Source organism: Cupriavidus sp. HMR-1 (assembly GCF_000319775.1).
GTDB classification, from domain to species: domain Bacteria; phylum Pseudomonadota; class Gammaproteobacteria; order Burkholderiales; family Burkholderiaceae; genus Cupriavidus; species Cupriavidus metallidurans.
Genome location: NZ_ANKP01000225.1, coordinates 1 through 20588 on the forward strand (window position 1 = coordinate 1; position 20588 = coordinate 20588).

The 20588-nt window shown below is 60.4% G+C and carries 21 protein-coding genes; 7 read left to right on the forward strand and 14 right to left on the reverse strand.

The window, feature by feature from the left end; genetic code table 11:
- Window positions 1-458: 458 nt before the first annotated feature.
- Both D769_RS21515 and D769_RS32955 read left to right on the forward strand, forming a co-directional pair.
- Window positions 459-1481 carry a PRTRC system protein D gene (locus D769_RS21515; RefSeq protein ID WP_008649398.1) on the forward strand — a complete coding sequence of 341 codons (1023 nt, stop codon included), beginning with the start codon at window positions 459-461 and terminating at the stop codon, window positions 1479-1481.
- A 491-nt stretch (window positions 1482-1972) separates the two neighbouring features.
- Window positions 1973-2104, forward strand: coding sequence for a hypothetical protein (locus tag D769_RS32955; protein ID WP_008649399.1), 132 nt, complete (start codon window positions 1973-1975; stop codon window positions 2102-2104).
- A 78-nt stretch (window positions 2105-2182) separates the two neighbouring features.
- Here D769_RS32955 and D769_RS21520 read toward each other — a convergent pair whose 3' ends face one another.
- The 6 genes from D769_RS21520 to D769_RS21545 all read right to left on the reverse strand — a co-directional run bounded on the left by D769_RS21520 (window position 2183) and on the right by D769_RS21545 (window position 6031).
- Complete coding sequence (locus D769_RS21520; RefSeq protein ID WP_008649401.1) at window positions 2183-2395, reverse strand: hypothetical protein; 213 nt, start codon at window positions 2393-2395, stop codon at window positions 2183-2185.
- 96 nt (window positions 2396-2491) lie between these two features.
- A complete protein-coding gene (locus D769_RS21525) occupies window positions 2492-3559 on the reverse strand; it encodes a primase-helicase zinc-binding domain-containing protein (protein ID WP_008649402.1) in 1068 nt (355 codons plus the stop codon).
- Window positions 3560-3821: 262 nt separating this feature from the next.
- Window positions 3822-4391, reverse strand: a complete 570-nt coding sequence (locus D769_RS21530) for a single-stranded DNA-binding protein (RefSeq protein ID WP_008649404.1) — start codon at window positions 4389-4391, stop codon at window positions 3822-3824.
- An 11-nt stretch (window positions 4392-4402) separates the two neighbouring features.
- Window positions 4403-5185 carry a hypothetical protein gene (locus D769_RS21535; RefSeq protein ID WP_225934887.1) on the reverse strand — a complete coding sequence of 261 codons (783 nt, stop codon included), beginning with the start codon at window positions 5183-5185 and terminating at the stop codon, window positions 4403-4405.
- Window positions 5186-5192: 7 nt separating this feature from the next.
- Entirely contained in the window at window positions 5193-5624 is a 432-nt protein-coding gene (locus D769_RS21540; protein ID WP_008649407.1) for a hypothetical protein, read from the reverse strand.
- 98 nt (window positions 5625-5722) lie between these two features.
- Window positions 5723-6031, reverse strand: a complete 309-nt coding sequence (locus tag D769_RS21545) for a hypothetical protein (RefSeq protein WP_008649408.1) — start codon at window positions 6029-6031, stop codon at window positions 5723-5725.
- A gap of 686 nt (window positions 6032-6717) precedes the next feature.
- Here D769_RS21545 and D769_RS21550 point away from each other — a divergent pair.
- From D769_RS21550 to D769_RS21570, 5 genes are all read left to right on the forward strand, one after another.
- Complete coding sequence (locus D769_RS21550; protein ID WP_008649410.1) at window positions 6718-7896, forward strand: hypothetical protein; 1179 nt, start codon at window positions 6718-6720, stop codon at window positions 7894-7896.
- 1 nt (window position 7897) lies between these two features.
- Window positions 7898-9076, forward strand: coding sequence for a FlhC family transcriptional regulator (locus D769_RS21555; protein ID WP_008649412.1), 1179 nt, complete (start codon window positions 7898-7900; stop codon window positions 9074-9076).
- Window positions 9077-9136: 60 nt separating this feature from the next.
- Window positions 9137-9451, forward strand: coding sequence for a PLDc N-terminal domain-containing protein (locus D769_RS21560; RefSeq protein WP_225934916.1), 315 nt, complete (start codon window positions 9137-9139; stop codon window positions 9449-9451).
- 100 nt (window positions 9452-9551) lie between these two features.
- Window positions 9552-9749: a YqaE/Pmp3 family membrane protein gene (locus tag D769_RS21565; RefSeq protein ID WP_008649420.1), complete on the forward strand. Its 198-nt coding sequence runs from the start codon at window positions 9552-9554 to the stop codon at window positions 9747-9749.
- A gap of 97 nt (window positions 9750-9846) precedes the next feature.
- On the forward strand, window positions 9847-10944 hold the full coding sequence (locus D769_RS21570) for a hypothetical protein (RefSeq protein WP_008649422.1): 1098 nt from the start codon (window positions 9847-9849) through the stop codon (window positions 10942-10944).
- 51 nt (window positions 10945-10995) lie between these two features.
- On the opposite strand, the gene D769_RS21575 is transcribed toward D769_RS21570, so the two are convergent.
- The 8 genes from D769_RS21575 to D769_RS21610 all read right to left on the reverse strand — a co-directional run bounded on the left by D769_RS21575 (window position 10996) and on the right by D769_RS21610 (window position 20583).
- Entirely contained in the window at window positions 10996-12219 is a 1224-nt protein-coding gene (locus tag D769_RS21575; protein ID WP_008649424.1) for a hypothetical protein, read from the reverse strand.
- A gap of 65 nt (window positions 12220-12284) precedes the next feature.
- Window positions 12285-12920, reverse strand: coding sequence for a type 4 pilus major pilin (locus D769_RS21580; RefSeq protein WP_008649426.1), 636 nt, complete (start codon window positions 12918-12920; stop codon window positions 12285-12287).
- A gap of 17 nt (window positions 12921-12937) precedes the next feature.
- Window positions 12938-14167, reverse strand: a complete 1230-nt coding sequence (locus D769_RS21585; RefSeq protein ID WP_008649429.1) for a toxin corregulated pilus biosynthesis protein E — start codon at window positions 14165-14167, stop codon at window positions 12938-12940.
- A complete protein-coding gene (locus D769_RS21590) occupies window positions 14164-15969 on the reverse strand; it encodes an ATPase, T2SS/T4P/T4SS family (protein WP_008649434.1) in 1806 nt (601 codons plus the stop codon). Before D769_RS21590 ends, D769_RS21585 begins: the two co-directional genes overlap by 4 nt.
- Window positions 15970-15977: 8 nt before the next feature.
- Window positions 15978-16631 carry a hypothetical protein gene (locus D769_RS21595; RefSeq protein ID WP_008649435.1) on the reverse strand — a complete coding sequence of 218 codons (654 nt, stop codon included), beginning with the start codon at window positions 16629-16631 and terminating at the stop codon, window positions 15978-15980.
- Window positions 16628-17998: a type 4b pilus protein PilO2 gene (pilO2, locus tag D769_RS21600; protein ID WP_008649437.1), complete on the reverse strand. Its 1371-nt coding sequence runs from the start codon at window positions 17996-17998 to the stop codon at window positions 16628-16630. The genes D769_RS21595 and pilO2 overlap by 4 nt, the downstream gene beginning before the upstream one ends.
- Window positions 17995-18786 carry a hypothetical protein gene (locus D769_RS21605; RefSeq protein WP_008649439.1) on the reverse strand — a complete coding sequence of 264 codons (792 nt, stop codon included), beginning with the start codon at window positions 18784-18786 and terminating at the stop codon, window positions 17995-17997. Before D769_RS21605 ends, pilO2 begins: the two co-directional genes overlap by 4 nt.
- A 3-nt stretch (window positions 18787-18789) precedes the next feature.
- A complete protein-coding gene (locus D769_RS21610; protein ID WP_225934880.1) occupies window positions 18790-20583 on the reverse strand; it encodes a protein PilN in 1794 nt (597 codons plus the stop codon).
- Window positions 20584-20588: the final 5 nt, after the last annotated feature.

Sequence of the window (20588 nt, forward strand, 5' to 3'; positions counted from 1 at the left end):
TGATTTGATTGAAAAAAAAGCCGGTGCAATTTCCGGCATGAACAGTGAGCCCTGCAGTACCCCTCCGTGAGGAAGGATCGAAGGCAGTTTTGTGCCGCCCGATGGCGGCGGAGTCGATGCGTCGGGGACGCGGTAGGTGCGCCAAGCATAAACCACGGAACGAATCGCTGGCAACGTATCACACGCAAAATCGATCAGCTTTCGGCGCTTGACTTCGATTTTTCAACGGTAGAGTGGGTGATAGCGATGTGCCACGGAGTCGGTCCACGTCGGAGCAGGTGGGACTTGGTCAAATCAAGTGCCACCATGTGCCATCAAAGTCCTCGGACATGGTGGCACTAGATAGGACATGGTGCCACCAAGTGCCACTTGGTGGCACTTGCTCGGACCAGGACGCAGACTCTCTCCCGATGGAGCATCGACCGAAACAAACTCAATCCATCTGAAAGGTCGCTGACATGAAACAACAGAACGAACTTATCAAGCACCCGACCATCGCCATCGACGTTGGCTACGGCAATACGAAAGCCGCTTGGGCAATGGGCGCCGAGATCGCGACGAATATGTTCCCGTCGCTCGCACCGCTCGCAGCGAACAGTTCCCTGAACTCCTTCGGTGGGGGGGTATTCAAAGGCCGCAATGTCCTCAGCGTCGAAGTTGATGGTGCGCGGTACGAGGTGGGTCCCGGCGTATCGATCAGTGGCGCGCATCACACCGGCCGCGCACTTTCGGAAGACTTCGCGACGACTCCGGGCTACGCCGCTCTCCTCGCCGGCGCGCTGCACTACGCTGGCGCGCGCGACGTGGAGCGCCTTGTGCTGGGCCTTCCCGTTCACAACACGCAGAAATACGCTGCGCACCTGAAGGACCGCTTCGCGGGAATCCATGACTTCGGTTGGGGGGAAATCCATATCGGCAGCGTGCTTCCCTTGCCCCAGCCGCTGGGCACGCTGATCAACTACATCCAGCAACGCGGCAAGAACTACGATCCGGAAAACGCGTACCTGGTGATCGACGTCGGCTACTTCACGACCGACTGGGTTGTGGCGCGCGGCTACACGGTCGACGACACGCGCAGCGGTGGCGTTCCAGGCGGCGCAGCGCGCATCTATCAGCAGGTCGCAAGCCTGATCTCCGCGGACCGCAACCAACCGGATGCCGGCATCGAGCGCATCGACCAGGCCATTCGGGAATCCAAGCCGCTCGTGTATTTTGGGGAGGATCTGGATATGGGACCGTATCTGTCTGAAGCGATGGCGCTCACAAATCAGCCCGTAAAGGAAATCCAGACGCGCGTCGGCCGAACCGACGACTTGCGTGCCATCATCCTGACCGGCGGCGGCGCGCAGCTCTATGCACCTGCCATTCGCGCTGCGTTTCCGCTGAACCCCATCCACATGATGGACTCCCCCTGTTTCGCGAACGTGCGCGGCTTCTACACGATCGGTGCCGCCACTCGGCAGGCAAGCCGAGCCGCGTAAGGTAAGGCCATGGATAAGGTTCAAATGACCGTGACGCTGGTCGAGCCAGATTTGCTCGCTTACCTGCGTCAGTTCTCAGATCCACGAGAGCGGTCCTTCATGCTGCGCATGTTGGCATTGCGGGGACTCCAGTCAGGACGGGCCGGCGGGCAAGAGGCCGTGGTCTGGCCACCAGTGTCAGGTTCACCGGCAGGAGGCTTAGATTCCACGCCAGCGCGGACGCCTGCTCCCATAACTCAGGAGCCGATAATGCGAGGTGCCGAGCCTCGACCACACAACGAGGCACCGCTATCAGTGCCGACGGTAGCTGCGCCTCCTGCAGCGACAGGACCAATGCAAGACGCGATGGAGGGGAATGATAGCGACCTCATCGACCCCTTGGCCGGCATCGACATTGGAGCGCTCAATGACGCTATGGCCCGGTACTAGCCCAGGGCTTGACCACCAACAGTTATGTGGCAAGCTACAGAAAACCTGACGGAGAGATCCACATGAAATTTTTCGACTTCCTCTCGACCAACCATGACATTAATCGATTCGTCTTCGCCACCGTGATCTGCTACTGCGTGGTGGAAGCTGTCGTGGCAGTCTACCGAGGTGCCAAGGCACGCAAGAAAGCGTAGGCCAAGTCCGCACGCCACAAACAAAAAAAAGCCCAGCGATATGATCGCTGGGCTTTTTGTTTAAGGTTTGGGCTCACATCAGTGAAGCGTGCCAGGGGCAAGGCAGAAATCCACCGCCGATTCATACGAAAGATTGCTTTCGACCAGGGTGAAGCTGTTGCTTGCGTCCTTCCTGTAGACGTGGAAGAACTGTGCCTCTGACTTCCACGCTTGGACATCCTGGGTTGCAGTGCTCCGCATGGCTTGGATGTGCAGCTTGTTCACGATCATCGTAAATCCTTTCTGTGGCATTGCATTCTCCGTTGAGACTGCCACAAGGGAATCCGCCCCTGTGGGCGAACCCACAGGGCAGAAATTAAGGCTTGCCGCGTATGCGGCGGAAGAAAACTAGGCGGCGACCGCCTGCTGCGAGATCTCGCGCAACTGATAGACCGTGCGCCATTCGTCGCAAAAATCGCTGCCCCGAACCTTCGGTCGATGCAGCACAACGTTGAAGCCTTCACGCCGAAGGCGCTTTTGCAGCGTGAGCGCGTCGGCCATGCCTGGCGATTTCCCAGTCTTCGCATCGACCTTGTCAAAGTCAGCGAAGATGTGCACCGTGTGAATCCCAAGGTCGTTCGGTACCACGAACTTGCTCATCAGCACTCGGTTGAGGCACGACCAGGTCGGCACACGAAACAGCATGTAGGCGGCATAGGCATTCTCGATGCCTTCGGCCACGCCGATCTCGCCATGGCGCGGCGACATCAAGCGGACAGCACCACCATCGAGCGGCAGCGCTCCCGTGTAGTTGCGCTTGCTAGGCAGGATCTCGCCGTCCTCCGACACAACCATCGCTTTCTCCGGCTTGTCCGGATGCAACGACGTACGATGCACAGTGGCGAGCCTGCCGTCGGCCAGGCGGTATTCGGCCACAATGGTCGGAAACTTCCCGACCACCTTTCGCTCGTGCCAATAGTCCTGCGCGGCGATACGTAGCGACTGAGGGATAGGGGCACGTAGGCCCGGCACCCTTGCAGCGAGGTAGCGCATGACTGCATCGCCGGGTTGAACCGGCTTTGAATTGCTGATTTGCTTCATGACGCGACGCATCAGCTCACTTGGCGGCACAACTTCGCGTGCCGGCACCCGCGCCGCGACTGGTGGAAGCGGCTCGCTGCACTGTCCATTGAGCCGACGCTTCAGCTCCGAGTAAGACATGTTGGTGTATCGACGGATCAACTCCAGGCCGTCACCACCAGCAGGACTACCGTCATTGCACTTGCGACATACCCAGTCGCCGCGGCCGCGGTTTCTGGTGTAGGAAAACCGGTCCTTGCCTCCGCATATCGGGCAGGGACCAGGCCGACCACGCCAGAAGGCATCCGTGAGGATGCCGGCTGGCAGATACTGAGCAATGAGGGCGTCCCACTGCTCTGCCTTCCAGCTCTTCACAATCACACTGATATCTTGCATGGGATGACTCCTGGTGGAGTGGTGGGTCGATGCCTGTAACAGGCGAAGAAACGCTTGCTCAAAAGACATCCCGGCTTAGCCAGAAGGTCTTTTCAGCATGGCGTCATGCGTGATTGGAAGTTGGTGGATGGCGGCGAGCGCCGCGCAGACAGGAGAGATGCCGCTACTTCTGCCGGATTCCGGCAGAAGTAGGGAAAAGATGTACAACGCAGTGTGACCTAGAAGTCAATGGGACGCTAGGCCGCCCTTCGATCGATGCGCCTTAGCGTCGGAAGGGAATTCCGTCGAGCGCCAGAGGGCGCACGAACGGGATGTCGTCGTCGAACCCGTCGAATCCATCACGCTGCGCTCCGCCACCGCCATAGCCGCCTTGTTGCGCATTGCGTGTGCTGGCACCGCCGCTCGTCGAACGCTGCTGACGTTGACCATGCGACTGGTCTTCGCTAGCGCGGCGTCCAGCGCCATCGCTCGCGTCATCATCAGCAGATTGGCCGTTTTGGCGACCGCCCAGCATCTGCATCTGGTCGGCAACGATCTCGGTGCTGTACTTATCCTGGCCGGACTGGTCCTGCCATTTGCGAGTACGGATACGCCCCTCGATGTAGACGGACGAGCCCTTCCTCAGATACTGGCCGGCGATCTCCGCCAGCTTGCCGAAGAATGCAATCCGATGCCATTCGGTCGCTTCCTTGAACTCATTGGACTGTTTGTCCTTGTACCGATCGGTTGTAGCGATGCGGATATTGGTGACCGCGTCACCGCTCGGCAGATAACGGGTTTCGGGATCGGCACCGAGGTTGCCCACGAGGATTACTTTGTTAACGGATGCCATATGCTTCCTTGTCAATGAATGCGATTGATCGACCAGACCCAGCGGTCCCAGAGCTTTTGCTCGCCCGTTGTTCGGTCACGAAGGGGCTGTCCCGTCGTTTGGTCGAATGCAGGAACTTTCTCTTTATAGAGGCGTTTGACGCCGACGCGCTCGCCCACCTTGCAACGGGCATCAGCCAGGACATCCTTCAGGCCCTCGCCTTGCAGCGTCTTCACGCCAGCGCCCGTATCGAGTTTCAGTGCAAACGATGTGTAGGTGCGTTTGCCGCCAGGCTTTCGATTGGGGAACTCCATTTCTCCCCATTCGAGCAGCGTGCCGACGGTGTACGTCGACGACGAAGCGTCAGATGCAGAAGTCTGGCGACGATGCACCGCACGATCATCTAGCTGACCAGCCTTTTGAACGCCAGTGGAATGCTGCCGAGCAACCTCCGCTTTGGAATCCTCCTGCTGCGACACTGACGCGCTCAGCTTTGCGTCACGCACGACTCTCTCCGCAACGGACTGCAGGGTGTCGCCATCTGCGTCGTGCACGCCGACCTTGCTCCATCGCGGCATCACTTCGGGCAACAACTTGTCACCGAACGACGTGTGTTGGATCGTCCGGTCGAATACGGCCCTGAAATGCACCACGCGATCGCCCTCGTCCCGAAAGAGATGGGGCACGCCGCCAATGTGAATCTGAAATTCATTGTCTGCGCCGGTCCCCACATGAACTTTCGCGCTGGGTGGTGTAGGGTTCTTGTGGCCAAGCAAAGAAATGGCCGCTTGCTTGAGAAGATTGAAGAGTGACATGGGGAAATCAGAGAAGAGACCCGCAGCACTGTCGGCGCACCTCATCGAGGTCGGCTTTCAGGCGAGCATGGTTAAGGATGACGTCCTGTAGCACCTCGGGACTCACGCCGCACACTGCACAGACGTAGGTATAGGGCAGTGCACCGTCCCAGTAACCGAAGATCCAGCCGAGGGTCATGGAGTAGTCCTCCAGGTCCAGTGAAGACTTGTTGCGGATCCGGTCACGTAAGAGATCAGCACAATCGACTAGTGACTCTGGCATGTTGTCGCCGCGACGGCTGTCACAAGCCAAGCTGATAAGCGCGTCGATCATCTGCTCCCGAACCGATTCGCTCCAAAGCGAGGGGTCGGGCAGCGGATCGACTTTCGGAGGAGGCACAACGATAGCGGCCGCTTCACCGAAGAAGTCCAGCTGCCACCCTACTGCCGTTGTTTCCATGATGGTCTCCGGACGAGTATCCGAAGACCCACCTGTCGGCGGGTATCGAATACCCGCGACAGGTGGAATGAGGCCGCCCAGAATTGGGCGGCTAGAAGTTAGGAACGGTCATGCGTTCCGGTGCGACGGATAGGCGTAACCACTGCCGAGCGTTCGTACTGCGTCTCGGGCGGTTGCGCCGGTTGAACCGGGGTAGCCTTACGTTCTGCCGGAGTGTCCGGCGTCGATACCTTCGGCGCTGCCGGTACGACCTTGCTCCACTGGACCGCCTTCTCCTTCAGGTAAAAGAACAGAACAGCAGAGACAAACATTGCAACGATGAACGACTGCGAAGCTGCAAACAGGGCCAAGGACCATGCGAGAAGCTTGAGCGGGCGCTTGATGAGGTTGTTGGCAAAGGATTCCATGGTTTCTCTCGAGAAACGTTAAAAGGGATTTCCTGGCGGATGCCAGGCGATTCTTCGATGCTCGGACGAGCAAGGAATCCATGGAAGCGCGCATCACAACGCGCTTAAGGCATGCAATGCATGTCTTAAAGGCGCTATCTATGTGCGGCGGAAAATCAGGGGAATTTGGCGGTACGTGGCGCGATGTTTCCGGCGCAACATGGAGGCTGGGTAGCCACCGCGATATCGATGCGTCTGTGACGCTGAAGGTGAGATAACTCTACACCCGAATAAGAGGCCTGGCAAGGCTCGCCTGTATAGCAGCTTTGACCGCGAATCAGATGTCCGGGAACGGAGCTTTCGCCCTTTTTGAAAGGAACATGTTCCTTTTCTTCGCCCTTTTAGCGGGTCGTTATCACGCAACCTGTATAGACAGGCAGTCCCCACTGAAGTGGCACTAACCTTAAAATGCCTCAGCCCAAGTCGTTAAAAGAAGCACTGAAGCACCGCTGATTCGAGCTTGGACGTTGAAAGCGATATGGTTTTGCCTCGCTTTCGGTCCTCACGAGTACTCGATAACGTCATAAGCTTCAGCCTGCTCGCTGCATCTGTTTCTCGTCTCACTTGACATTGTTTTTCGAGTGGTAGGTTGAAGGAGGTGCGGCGCATACGGGTCCGCATCACTCTCCTTTCATGACGGGGCAACAATGGATAACAAAGGAAACGAAGACAAAGACGAGAAGCCGCGATTCGATATCGTTAATCCGAGCGCATCGAACTCGTTACGCGAATTGGCCGTTCACCAGCTGGGCCAGTACGTCGACAATGCGGCAATAGGCCGGATCGTTCAGGCGGCGCAAGAGATCGAACTCTCTCGCCGACGCATCCTGAGCGAGCACACCGCCATCGGCTCGCGCATGTTCCAGATCTATCACGCGATCTTGACCTCAGTCCAGAAGCGCTTCGGGGCTGGAGAGCGCGCGCAGAGCGAGGCAGATGCCTTGCTGTATTCCTTCGCCGCCAAGGCGCTGCGCATCTCTCGAGGTTCGGCTATCAAGTATCTCCAGGCGTTTCACCACTTCTCCGACAACGCAGACGCCATCACCTTTCTGAACCTCGGCGAACTGACCATCCTGAAGCGCGCTGACATTACGGAAGAGGAGATCCAGCGATTCATTGATGCACGTAAGGCCGATGAAACGTACTCGCGCAAGGACATCATCCCGTACATCGAATGGTCGCGCAAAACACACCAGGAGCTGAACAGCGTCATGGCTACGCTCCAGGCGGCCGAAGACCAGTTGAACGAGAGCCTCGAGCGCCAGCGTGACCTCGAAGCACAGATGCGTGCCATGCGAGAACAGGCAAACGTTTCCGACGCGCAGAAGCTCGCGCAGAAGGAGCAACTGGACCGCTCCACGGCAGCGTTGAATTCACAGGCGAATACCGTCGAGTCGCTGCAGGTTCTCGTGCAGCGACTGACCACCGAGAAAACCGCACTGCAGAAGACACTCGCTGAATCGAAGATCCGAGAGGTTGTCAGGGAGGTCCGGGTCGAAGTGGTGCCGCCGGAGTACAAGGACGTTGCAGAGGCGGTAATCGAGGCCAACCGGCAACTTGATGAGGCCAAGGCGCAATTGCGCGAGGCCCAGCAACACCTTGGTGACATCAACGTCCAGATTCAAGCTCACGAGTCCCAGGCGGCAGATTCCCGCAGCACAGCACTTCGCATCGATGGCCTGTGCGCCGACTTAGACGACGCACTGAGTAAGCTCCGCGCGACGATCAACTCCATCAAGAAGAAGGAACACGGCGCGGCATTGCTGTCGCTGCGCCGTCGGGTTGAGTCCTTCCATAACGAACTGATTGGCCTCACTGGAGCCTGACATGCAAACGAACCCCTCGCGTTCGATCTTCGAGCAGTTCATTTTGCCAAGCTGGGTCCAGGATCGCGCCCTCTCGGCTAATCTTCGCATCAGCAACTACGTTGTAAACGCCGTGGCCGTGCGCCCGGAGTTGGAACGCGTCTTCCGCGTTACCCATAGCGATCTGTTCTCGTTGCGTAGCGATCAGACACACTCCAATAAGGTCTTCTGCACCCCGTTCCTTGCTTTCGCACCTGCGCTCTCCTCCGTCGCGGACTGGCGGTCCTTCATCGAGGGAGGGATCCCGACGATTACCATGGAACGGTTGCAGGCGTCCTTGCCGGCGGATCTCTCAATCGTCGAGCGGCTCGCCCTCGAACACACCAATCGGTCCTACATCACAGCGCTCTATGACATGTTGAACATGTCGGTGCTGGCCGCCCCGCTGGTCGGCATCTCCAACGAACTCGCCGCCTATCTCCGCTCGGTACCACAGCACGAAATGGATGTCGCCATATCCGAGCGCCTGGTTCCGCTGTTCCACTGGCGTTTCGCTGACGAGATGTTCTGGTTGGAGACCCACGCGGGAAGGCTGACGCGCGAACTCATTGCGCACTTCCTGATGGAGTCGTCGCCGATGCGCACGGACAAGCTGCCGCATTCGGAGCCGTGGGGAAAATTCCGTCTCGAGAATTTCGTGCGCGATGCCCTCTTCGAAGCATTCCTCTACTTCGGGTGCCGTGCCAAGAGCGTGTCTTCGCTCTTCAATACCAGTCTCGAGGTCGCCCGCGACGCGTACCGCAGGATCCATGGCCGATCGTCGCCGTCTGGCCAGCCACCTTCGTCCTTGACTTGGTTCATCGAGACCCCGCCCCGCCGCGTGCAATCGACCTTCCAGATGTGGCTGTTTCGCTCGGCCATCGCGCGTGACGTGTCGACGCCCGAGAGCTTCGTCGCCGCCATCGACATCAACAGAACGTTCTTTGCCGACGATTGCAAGGTGCCGCCTGAGCGTTCCATGCACCTAGCTCGATCAATGGCCATGAGCGAGGAGCTCGCGGTCTGGCCGTGCCGTAAATGCGGCACGCCTTATCTGGCATCCAACTCATCGGACAAGATCGAACTTCTCCACTCGTTCACATGCCCTTGCTGCAACGGAACCCTCACGGCCACCCGCGGTGGCAACCGTCGCCGCAAGTAGCGAAACACGGCGCTCGTCCGGGTGCCACACTGGAGTTGAACCTTGAACGGCTATTTTGCTGTGCTTGCTGTCACTATCATCCCAACCTACCTGGCTTTCCGGTGGTCCCAGAGGGATGACCGATCGAAGTTCGGTTGGACCATTACATGCTTCGTCTTCTCGTACTTCGGACTTATCGCCTACGTCCTCACCCGTCCGGGCCCGCCCAGCGTCGAACAGTACGCCAAGGCCAATCCCGGGAATGCGGCCGGCGGTATGTCTTGCAATCGCTGTGGGTCGCGCAGTATCCGCGTGTGGCGCGAGCAAGCTTTCATTAAGGTCCGGCAGTACCACATTTGCAACCACTGCGGGACGACGCTGTACCGCTCACGATAACCCCACTTATTGGGGGTTCAGACTAGCAACGGAGCTGTCGATACCAGGACGGTCCGCAATCTTGTATTCTTGCGGTCCTTGCCACTTTTGACATTGACAAATGCGCCTGCTGCTCGCGATCCTGCTACCGTGGTTCCAGTTCTTTACGATTGGACGTCCGTTTGCGGGGATTATCTGCCTGATCCTGCAACTCACGATCATCGGCTGGATTCCGGCTGCGATCTGGTCGACCTACGCGCTGAGCCAGTACAAAACCGACAAGAAGATTCAGGCTGCCCTTAACAATCGCGGCCGTTGATTTTTTAGCGGGCTTGACATGCGGATCAGGCCTGTAGGATGGAATTAAGCGATTCGATTCGATCGCGGTCCATCCTGAACAACAGAGGAAGAAGAAAATGCAAAAGACCAAGTTCGCACTCTCCATCGTTTCTGCTGCTGCACTGCTGGCACTTGCTGCCTGTGGTGGCGGTGGTGGCGACGGTACTAGCAACGGCGGTAGCAACGGCGGCGGAAGCACGCCGCCCACGACCACCCCTACTGCAAACGATCCGTACACCGGCAAGCCGGCCACGGGCGCGATGACCAACCAGATTACCGGGTCCGTGGTGAAGGGTCCCACGGCCGGTGCCACGGTGACGGCCTATGTCCTTAACGCGGACGCCTCGAACGGTAATGCCATCGGCTCGGCCGTCACTGACGCATCCGGCGCGTTTAGAATGAGCCTGACGCAGGCGCCTTCTGGCATGATCCGCCTGATCGCAACGGGTGGTACGTTCTCCTCGGAGGTTGACAACTCCACCCAAAAACTCGACACGCTGGAATTGGTTGCGCCGTATGTGACGACCGATCTGACGAATTTCGTCATCACGCCGGTATCGGACACAGCATCGAAGCGCATCACCTACTTGGTTTCAAAGGGGGGCAAAGCGTTGGCCGAGGCGTACACAACCGCGTCTTCCGCGGTCTTGCAGCTCTTCTCGGGCAATAACGTGATTGCCTCGACGGATCGCACTCGCGGCGGCATCAATTATCTTTCGATCGTGCCTGGCTCAGCGCAGGATACGCTGCACACCTATCAGGACGTGCTGACGGCCATCGAATACTACGGCGTCCGGCACGATCTGCCGTCCCGCGTGACGCTGCGCCTGCTGAGCGCAAGCAGCATCACGGGCGTACCCTCGCAGCTCGACGCCAATGGCCAGCCGATCACGGTCGGCGCATGGGTAGGCAGTACGTTTAACGAAACGCAGCCTGTCACATTGGCCGACATTTCGCTGGCGCAACCGGCAAACGACGTGCTCGCCCTGGTCATGGCGATGAACGCGGTAACCGCATGCGATAGCGGCGATCACACTACGTTCTATCAGCGGTATCCGCTTGCTCAAGGTCAGTCCGACTATCTGGATGCCACAGCGTGCAACGGCTACAAGTCCGTCGTGGACACCGTGCAGGCCAAGATCCCGGCTAATAACCGGAACAAGTACGTGGGCTGACCTCTTGCTGTCGCTGCGTAGTAGAAAAAAAGCCGGCTTTCGCCGGCTTTTTTAACTCCCTCCCGAAGTATTGTAGGTACCCCCAACAAAGCCCAAAGTGCCATCAGGGCATACCTTCCCGCCAGCAGCATTCTCTCGCCCGTCACCACCAGGCCACGTGTAGCAAAAGCCAATGTCAGTGAAACCCCCGCCTGGCCGTTGTGAAGAGAACGTTCCGACAATCTGCCCTTGGCTAACTCCGCCCACCACCTTCCATTGACCAGCCTGACACGACAGCACTTGGCCGTCCGGCTGCGTCGTAATGGCTGTCCCCGCACATCCCCATCCTGCGTAAGCTGTCGAGGCCAGATAGATGATGTTCTGAGCCGTGATAGCCCCTCCCACGGTTTGGTTGCCCAAAGTGCTTTGATTGCCGTACACAAGGGCATTGCTGGTATTGATCTGTGCCGCGCCGAGCGTACCCGCCACTGATGCGTTTCCGTAGGACTGAAGGCCGTTGCCTGCCACCATGTTACCCGTAACGTTACCGCTTGCTGCCACGTTCCCAGCTGCCGATACGGAACCATTCGACTGGAAATTTCCAACCCGATTCATGGCCTGGTTGTTAGCGTCCATCGGACCTGTCAAGTTCAGGGAGCCGTCGCGCTTGTAGAACTGGTTCATGGACTGCGCGAGCAACGAGCTCGATCCCACGCGCATCGCTAGGACGCCCACCGGCTGCCCCACCACGGGATTGGGTGCCTGCCATGTTGCGGCCATCCCTGTGATGGTCGCCGGCGTTTCTGCAAAAGTCACGCCGGCGTCCTGCCCCGCCTTGACCACCGCAGCGCCCATCAAATCCGTACGAATCCGCCCGAAAGCGTCGCGATAACCCGCCGTCGAATAAACAAGCCCAGGGATCGAGCAGCCCGAGATATCGCCCGCACAGTTCGTCGGCGTGAGATCGATCTTGAACGACAGCCCGAGCGGGCTGATGTCCGAATACCCGATCGGCAGCAACCCGAAGTTGATGAAATCCTGCACCGTTGGGTGCAACGGATCGGCCACGCCAATCGTCTTGCCACCCACGGTCAGGTTGGTCGATCCCGTCGGACTCTTCGCAAGCGCAGTGAAAGCCTCGAACGTGTACGTGTTCGCCGCCTGTGCGATGTTGGACATGTAGTTGCCCGTGCCAATCGCGAGGTTCTCCTCTTGATCCGCGTAGGCCCAGGCTACCGACCCGACCAAGGCGATGCTGCCCACCAGCAGGCCCATCGAATAATTGCTCAACAACATAATCCGCTCTCCTATGCCAAAGCCCGGCCATTTGGCCGGGCATGTCTATTCGACTAGCGTTGTCGTCAGGACATGAACAGGTTGAGGGTGTTGCTGTCGCCGGAGCACTTCACCTTGCTCGGGTCCACCGATCCGCCGACATCCTTGATCGTGGTGCCGTTCACAACGATCCGGCCGGCGCTGCTCTGGAAGGCCGCAACAATCGCCGGGCACGCGGCATCCGGCTGATTCGGTACCGTGTACTGCACACTGTCGTTGTTGCTCAGCAGACGTGCCGGCGCCACCGTCAGCGTGCCGCCGCCGGGTTGCACCGAGATCGTGCCGCCCGTGTCCGTCATCGTGGTCAGATCGCGGAAGACACCGTTGTCGATCAGCGACGTGACGGAGACCTTGCTGTATTGGCCACGGTAGTTCGTCTTCACCTTGCCCATAACGTTGTTCAGTTCGGTGGTCAACTGCTGGACCTGCGTGTCCACCGAGTTGTGCGAGAACAGCACCAGGATGGCAACGAGGGTCAGGGCGGCGAGCAGCAGGTAGAAGCCGTATTCGTCGAGAATGCCCCCGTGTTGCCCGCGCAGCCGCGGATTACTGCGAATGCGCTTCCACTGTTCGGCACGGCTCAGTTGGTTAAGGGGAACGGTGGCATCGATGGCCGTCTCATCGGCGGCCGCGCGGTTGTCTTGCAGGTTGCGGTTGTCCATGTTTTCGTTGTTCCTTGTCAGTTGGATGGGAGGGCGGATGGGTTGATGCTTTTCTGATGTGTACGAATGCTGTTGGTCTGCATGCTGGATTTCAGCTCGCGCGCCATGAACGCCGGCATGAAGGCCAGACTGGTAATGAGGATGATGAGCAGGATCGATGCCTTGCGATTGAACGACGACGCGCGTTGCTCCAGCTCGCGCGGCGCCGTCTGCAGCAGGGTGTGGGAGACAGTGCCCAGCATCCTCGACAGATCGTCTTCGTATTCAGCGATGTCCTGAATACGGAACGAGGTATCGCGGTCGAACAGTCCTGTGTCGAAAATCTTCCCGCCGGCATTCGGACTGTCTTCGAGCGCGATCTGGATGCGCTCGATGTGCTGGGCCAGGTACGGGTAGGCGTGCTCCCGCATGAGATCCAACGCGGGTGACAGATTCTTCGAATCGCCCCCAAAGCGCTGCGTCACCGCCGACAGCGCCGAGAGGAACTGCGCACCCTGGAAGCGCCGGAAGAAGTCGAACAGGATGACCTTGTTATCGAGCCACTGGCGGTACTTCCCGGTGTAGTTCTTCAGCGCCTTGACTACCCAGTAGCCCAGTGCAAGCTCTCCGGCCAGCACCAGCCAGCCCCAGTTGCGGAGAAACTGCGCCGCGTAGTGGAAGGTCTTGGCAATGGGCCCGTAGGCATCCACCGGCAGCAAACTGGCAAAGCTGCGATCCAGCATCGGCGCCACGATGAACGCCATGGCGCCGACATACACGTGAAGGATGATGAGCGTGAGCCCCAGGCTGGCCAGCATGATCACGATATTCGCCTTCGCGTCGTGCATGGCACGCAGGTTCTCTGCGAGCTTAAACAGCCCTTGCTTTAGGTCACCACCCTGCTCCGCTACGGCCAGAATCGCAAGATCCTCATCCGGGACAGTTCCGCGCAGGATTTCAGCCAGACGCGACTCCTGCGTTTCACCATCCAGACCTTCAGTACGCGCCAGCCACAACGCAGCCAGAATGCCAAGAGGCTCGCCGGCGCGCCGCGCGGCATCCTTGGCGAAGTGATTGGAGATCGGCTCGCCCGGCATCTTCTCGATGCGCATGGCCAGGTCGTAGTAGTAGTCGGCCCGCTTCGCACCGAACTCGAAGCGCGCACGCCAGAGCTTGTCGGGAAAGCGACCTACAGAGGCGTGGAGACGCGCAGCCCCCGTGCTGAGAGGTTTCCGGGGGCGCAGCAGCGCCTTGATACGGGACATCATGCGGCACCTCCTTTGACGCGGTTCAGCATGCGTTTGAGGCGTTGCTCGTAGCCGTCCAGCGAGAGGATGCGCTCGGCCTCGCGCGGGTCAACCGTCCCGGCGTACACGTGGTACATGGCAACTTCGAATACCGACTTGCCCGTGCAGTCCGGGATATCAAAGCCCGTCTCCCGCTTTTCGCGCTGATGCGCCTGCAGCTCGATGGCGCGGGCATCGCGGATATACATGAGGTCGAGTTCGTCCGGCTCGAACATCTCCGCGGCCATGACCCGGCCACGGATGCCGTTCAGATCCGGCAGGTTGGCACGGCGACACTTGTCGCAGCCCTCCAGGCGGCGCAGCCGAATGCCGTCCACGTTGAACTGGAAGAGCCTTTCCATCTGCTGCAGTTTCGCCGCCCCCAGAATCTCCTTGGCCTCAACGCCGTGGTGGCCACACTCGCAAGTCTTCGGCAACAGGGCCTGGTAGACATAGAGATTCACGAAGCCGGGCGTGGCCAGCACACTGCGCGGAATGCGCAGCTCGCTGTCAGCCAGACGGTCTGTCGCGGCGACCGCCGAGGGTGCGTGGACCGTCGTCAGCGCCCGGAGGCCAGCGCCGGCCACATCGCGGAAGAGACCTGCCGATTCGAAGTCACGCACCTCGCCGATCATGACGAAGTGGGGGTTCATCCGCTTCAACTGACGTTTCGCCACAATGAACGGATCGTCTTCCCGGTTGGCGCCATCCAGATGCCGCGACACCGAGAAATGGTGCGTGCCGCGCGCCATCAGCTCTACCGGGTCTTCGATCGACATCTTGTTCATCCAGCCCGGCAGACGCTGCATCACCGCATGGGCCGTCGTCGTCTTGCCGGACCCAACGGTACCGACCAACACAACGCCCCCGCCCATCTGCATGGTGCAGCGGTCGATGACATCGGCCTGCTGCTGGAAGAATCCCAGGTCCTTGACGAAATCGACATCGTTCGTCGCCGCCTTCTCCCGGTTGACCCGCATGACGGTCAGGTGGCCATCGGCGCTTTGCATCGATGCCCAGCGAAACACCAGCGGTACGCTCTCGACCTCCGCGCGCACGCTCGTCTGCTGAGGCAGGATGCGGCTGAAGAGACCTTGCGAGCCGCCCTTGCCCTTCTGCCAGACGTGGCCGAGCATATCCAGCAGATCGCCCGTGCGAATCTGGAATTCGGGTGGCGACACCAGGTGGCCATCAATGGCGAAGCGGATCTGCGAGAGTTCGCTGTTGTCTTTGGCTTCGAAATGGATATCCGACGCCTGCTCCCGGAGCGCGAACTGAGCCGCCGCAAGGAACGTCTGCCAGAGCGCATTGGCGTTGCGGGCCCCCGGGACGGCCGTAGCCGCGCGCCGTACCCGTCCCTCCACGCCACGGGACAGCGCCGTCATGACCTGCGGCGCGGCCGTGTAGAAGAAAGGCGTGGCCGCTTCATAATGCAGACGAGACTGCCGAAGGATTTCCTCGGTCACGTCCGAGTGCTGCATCTCGGCCAGCAGAATGAGTGCGAACTTGCCGCGCGAACCAGCGACGCCCTCCTCAACCAACACTGGACACAGTTGGTGCCGCAGGGATTGAGCCATGCCCAGCTCGTCGTAGATCACTCGCACGAACGATGGCAGATCGTCGGTTGTACGGATCTCCGTGGTCGGCGATGCATGCGGGTCGGCAGCGGCGAGTACCGGCTCAACCGTCACCGAAGGCTGCACCACCGAGCCGGTACCCGACAGCACGGTAATGCCACCGCCCGAGGCCGGCATGAGGGTCTTGGACTTGCCAAAGATTTTCATGACCGGTCTCAACCTTTCACCGGCGCCGCCGCGGGCGCAGCCAGCGAGCCGACCTGCGCCGGGGCGCCCGTAGATGACGGACTCGGCTGCATTGGAGGCGTCACCGGCGGGAGCGGCTTAAAGCCGGGGGGAGCACCCGAAACTGGTGGCATGCCGCCGGGGTGCGTTCCGCCAGGAAGCGGCCCGGCTTGTTTCGACGTCGCACGGACTTCACCACCCGACTGCTCGCCTGCCAGAATCACGGCATCCTCGTCGACCCGGGCCGCGTTCACAGTCAGCTTGCCACGCGATAGTTTCGTCCCCGCCTCGGAGATGGCGACCACCTTGTAACCGCGCACCGAGCCGCCTACCTTGGCCGCATACACCTGGTCGCCCCACTTCACGTAGCTGCGCAAGGTCAAAGGCAGCCCCGCAGCGCGACCATCCACGCCGTAGAGTGCGATCGTCTTCGGTGCCTCGTCCCGCGCGCGTTGCTCCGACGACGCTGGCGCGGCGGCCACCGATGTCGGCGCGGGATTGCCCTTTGCGAGATCCTGATCGAGCTTCTGCAGGGCGAGTTGCGCATCCTTCTCCAGCAGTTGTTGCGTGATGGTTTTCACGCCATCCGCATGCGCAGCGCCGGCGGCAAGAGAAACAAGAAGTGCGGTCGAGATTCGTTTCATTGGTGTGCTCCATCGCGCGCGTAGGCGTCGCCCTTGGCTTCGATCATGAATTTGGAGTCGTTGATGGACGGGTCGGCGTCCAGCTTGACGGTGAGGGTGAGTTCACTGACGGACACGTTCGGTGGGAAAGCGCCGACCATGCCGGCATTGCGCAGCGGGCCGTTGATCTCCCAGGTGGCAATTCGGTAGATCGCCGGTACCGACCCCAGTCCCTCTGGCGGGATCGCGCCGAACGGCACCATTTCGTTGAGCACTGCCTTCGTGGTCGCAGGCCGCATTAACTGCAGTGTCGAACCCAGGTCAGTGCGCAATGCCATGCTGGTAGGCAGTGATTCGAGTAGCTTGCCAAGCGGCGTCGGCGGGCCGAACGGCACCTTCGCAGTCACCGTCACGTCGTTGTCGTCTTTCCCGAACCGCGGATTGGCGAAGACATCCGGTATATCGGCCAGAAACGTGGTGTTCGTCGCACCACGCGTGCCGCCTCCGCTCTTGCTCGCATCCAGGCTGTAGACCGCCTCGCACTCCGCCATCGGGGAAACGACGGTCTTGCAAGTAATGGTGGCGAGCTTCCACCCACCCACGACAACCGGTACAGACTCCGCAAACCAACGAGCAAACTGCGGGATGGCGACTGCCGCCTTGGCCGATGGCGCAACTGAGCGTGCCATGATGTCCTCGGCATACCGCTCCGCGGGGCTCTTCTGCGGCGGTGGCGGATTCTTGCGAATCTGGTACGCCTGGTACTCGGCCATGCCGTACTTGCCGCCGACGGCAGCAAGAAGCCCAACAATCGCCAGCATCGCCAACCGCTTCTTGGTCGCCGCAGCACTCGGCTTGCGCAGCGCCGTATGAGAGTCAGCGGCGGCGGCAATCGCGTCGAGATGCAGCTCGACAAAGCTCAGCGGCGTTGTCACCGTCACCAGTTGGGCCAGCTCCGGCAGATTGCCGGCCAGTCGGAACGAGCCTCCGGCCTTCTGCGCGAAGTCCCTGACCACTTCCGAGAGCGTGGCCTCATCCGCAATGACGCGGTCGAAGCCCACGCGCGGGCGGCCCTTCAGGATGCCGCAGACAAAATACCCAACGTGCGCACCTGCGTTCTCCAGCCGATACGCGAACAACACGTTCGGCAGCAGGTCCGGGATGCGGGCAATGGCAACGGCGGCCGAGTAGATCTTGTCCTTGATCTTGGTCTGTGCATCTTCGGGCGCGAGGTACCCCATGTGAAGCGCCGCGCCGTCATGCCAGATCCGCCCTGCCTTGACCTCCTTTGCCACCTTGGCGGCCAGGTCCGGCGCCGGCGCATTGCCCGTGAGCGTCCGCCAGTTCATCCCGAAAGCAAGCGTCTTGCCATGGATATTGACAATCATCGTGCCGCCCCTTCTGCAGCGCTCGCGGCAGCTTCCGCCACGCCGCATCGCTGGCGCAGAAACGTCCGGAACGCACGACGCTCGTCGGCAATGACGGACTGATGATTCTCGATGCGAGTGAGGGTGATCTCGCCAATCGGGAACAGGTCCAGTCGCCGGCGCATTTCATCCTGCCACGCTGCGCGGAACTCATTGCGGCATCCGAACTGCTGGTACAGAAATAGCATGCCGAGTGCGGCCGATGACATCAGCATGGGCAGCAGAAACTGCACGATTGCAACCGCAAGCCGCTCGGGGTCCGTCTGCGCCGCAATCAGAATGGTCTTGATCGCCACGACAGTACCCTCCGGTGCGAGCAACAATCCGCCGAGCGCAATCCAGAACAGGATCACCGGAATATTGCGAATGAGCCAGTGAAGTACGTTCACGCCAGCGCCTACGACATTGACGGCCTGTCGCAGATAGGTACTCACCGAGAACACGGCACGCTCGCGCATCGCGGCGTACTCGGCGTCGGAAATGGCGCCGCGGGCGGTACCGTCCACCAGCACTGTCCAGTAGTTGTCATCGGATACGATCATCCGACCGCGCAGTGAGAGGCTGTAGGCAGCCAGCAAGCCTTGGCCGAACAGCGTGACCACCGCCATCACGATCCCTACCCCGATCCTGTCCCCACGAGGTTGAATGGCGACGGCCAGCAGCCAAGGAAGCCAGGTCACTACAGCCACCGGCAGGCTCCATTGATACAGGTTCACCAGATCCGATACGAATTGACGAAGTGCGCGCATGATTTACCTCGCCTCGCCCTGGTCCTGCACCATCACGGTTGCCAGCAGCAAGGTGAACGTGCGGGTCTTCGATACCGTCTGCGATCCACCCAGGATCATCGGCAAGGACTCGCCGAGCGTGCGGCGCGTGTTCTGCGTGTCATCCTGATCCAGCGCCGTCATGAGAACGGTCTGCCCATTGCGCACGATGAGATCCTGCTTGGGGATGCCTTTGCCGACAAGATTGATGGTCTGCACCGACTGCTGGTTGTCGCCAGAACCGGACGTGAATTTTTCGAGCGGGCCATCCTGCTTGGACTGGTCCAGCGCGATCGTCAGGTTCACGTCATCGCGCGAGGTCGCGTCGGCGTAGACGGCCAGCTTGAAGCCAACCGTGGCGGTCGATGTCGTGATGCCGGGGACGCCGCCCGTGCCGCCCACGCTCGAGGCCGCCGGTGTGGTGCCGGACACGTACGAGAACGTACGACGGTTGTTGTACTGGAAACCGTGCCGATTGCGCATCGAGACAGGAATCGTCAGGTTCGACGTCACCGTGCCGTATTGCTTGAGCGCACTGACGATGGCCTGCGTCCCACTGAAGCCACCCGATGTCAGGTTCAACCCCAGGCTGCCGGCAGACGACGAGACCAGCGTGGCGGGCGACAGCGCCGTCGCCGTGAAGCCGGGCAGGTTGTTCAACGCCTTGGTCAGTACGACATTCCAGTCAACACCGGCCTCGCCGTTGTCGGACACGGTCAGGTCGATCATCTGGAACTTGAGCGTCACCATGCGCGAGTAGATCGCCACCTGACGACGCACGATCTCGTCGGCGGCATCCACCGCTTCCTTGGTATCGCGCAGCGTCAACAGGCCGGTCGCCGGGTTGAGTTCCGCGTTACCCACCAGCGTCATTGCCGGCTCGATGCTCTTCTTTACACCGGCCAGATCGTCCTGATCCTTGATCTCGGACTTGGCCACAGCGTCCACCTGATTGCTCTGGCCGCCGCTGGTGCTACCTGAGCTCGAGCCTTGAGCGGACTGCTTGAACTCGGTGGTGAACGAGTTGGTGCCGGCCTGCATCGGCAGTTGCCACGTCTTCGTTACGAGCCGGTAGAAGCGAATGACGCCCTTCTCGCTGTTGAATTCCCAGTTGATACCGAGGCGCGTGGCAACGGTATCGAGCATGGTGGCCAGCGGCATCTTCTCGCTGTTCTTGAACTCGACGTTCAGGGCGTTATCGAGCAGCGGCGTCGCTTGCGAAGCCGGGGACAGGCCGCCGCCAGCGGTCAGCGCGCCGGGCAGCGGGCCGTTCAGGGTCGGCGCCGGGCCCAGGCCCTGCGCGATGGGATTGACTGCACCCTGGCCTTGCGTCGAACGCAGCTGCTGTGCGGCCTGCTGGCCCAGGCTGCGCGGCAGCAAGAGGCTCGGCGGCAGGTAGACATCCGACTCGATCTTGACCGGAATATTGGTCGCCATCTGGATGCGCTGTGCGACCACGGCGAGCGATGTCGAGCGCTCAGGGAACATGACGAGCGTGTCGACATTGGCGCGCAACGCGACGGGGAGCGTCACGTTGCGGGCAACCGGGACGCGTTTGCCAGCGAGGTAGGGGCGCGCCACATCCTGTTCGGCTTCGACTGCGGCCCGGTCGCGGCGAATCCGGGCGTACAGGTCCTCGGTGGTCTGCATGGACTGCGCCGTCGTCGAGTCGGTCGCGTGGCGCACGTCCTTGAGCAACGACGGAGAGACACACCCTGCGAGCGTGGAGCAGACAAGCGCGGCGCCGGTCGCCGGGCGAAGAATTCGGGTCAACATCATTGCTT